The sequence below is a fragment of the Serratia sp. LTN-2 genome (assembly GCF_059740205.1).
This window is the reverse complement of record NZ_JCAXDO010000072.1, coordinates 1-1,080: the sequence shown is the minus strand read 5'-3', so window position 1 is coordinate 1,080 and position 1,080 is coordinate 1. Positions and strand designations below refer to the sequence as shown.

1 protein-coding gene and 1 pseudogene are annotated in these 1,080 nt (G+C 48.0%); both read right to left on the bottom strand.

Translation table 11 applies throughout. The features are described from left to right. Window positions 1–95: 95 nt before the first annotated feature. Window positions 96–884, bottom strand: coding sequence for an MrpH family fimbial adhesin (locus AC6BYQ_RS28390; RefSeq protein ID WP_498057919.1), 789 nt, complete (start codon window positions 882–884; stop codon window positions 96–98). A 9-nt stretch (window positions 885–893) separates the two neighbouring features. Further along, window positions 894–1,080 (bottom strand): annotated as a pseudogene (locus tag AC6BYQ_RS28385) (fimbrial protein); the annotation flags it as partial.

Genomic DNA, 1,080 nt, shown 5'->3' with positions numbered 1-1,080 from the left:
ACTGGCCGGCCATTCAGCGAATGGTCACACATTAATGAATCGCATTAATATCAGCAGATTTTTCTTCATTCTCCTGAGCTAACAACATTCAACGCTTAAGGCACGGCAATAATAATTGACACGCTGCCGGAGAAAGTCCCTACCGACTGAGCATCATAACCGCTTAACGTTGAAGAAAGCCTTAATCGGGTTGGCGAAGTAGAAGCGGAGATCTGCACGCCATCCCCCAACTTCTTGTCATTAATCATAAGATCGCTGCGTAATCCAGTCAGTGGCGATAACGACACCGAATTCACTCTTGATTGGGACATAACATAGACCGACATATTGTTAGAACATGAGATATAAATGTCGGTATAAGCCGAATTGCCATTCACCTCTGAGGGAGCCAATACGCCGTGATTTATTTCAATATAAGGCGTATCCACCTGGCATGTCTCTGGCCCATACTCTGCATAAATACACGCATTATCAAAAGCCACGGCAACAGACGACGAGCCACTGGGCCTGGCATATCCGAAACGCCAACACCCATTCTTAATTACGCTAGAAGCTCTATCCCCGGCAATAACTTTCCCCAAAAAACCCTGTGCAATAAACAACTCCCCCAATTCCCCCATGGTTGTTACCTTACTAGCACCGGGAACATAAAACCTATTACTCGCGGTATGACCATGTTCAGTGTCTGCATCAAAAAGAAAAAGGAGCCTATCGGCTTTTGCCTCCGTCCAATACATAGGATTGGGTGTCTTGTCATTGATATCCCATGACTCTATACTCATATCATCCTGGTTACCACGATGAGTGATTTTCATTTGATAAGCGGCTGAAAATACCGCCGATGAATACAGGGCGAAAAACATCGCTAATATTTTTATTTTCATGTCCGTCACCTACTCATAAGCCAGATTAAAGGTCGCCACCGCGCTGAACGCTCCGCGCCCAATCGTCTTTCGCTCCAACGCTAGCGGTTCGCCGCGCACATAGGCCTGCAACACCAGAGTATTGCCGCCGGCCTGCAGGCCCTGCTTATCACCGGCCTGATTGAGCGGCAGCGCCTTGCCCGCCGGCGTTTCCAGC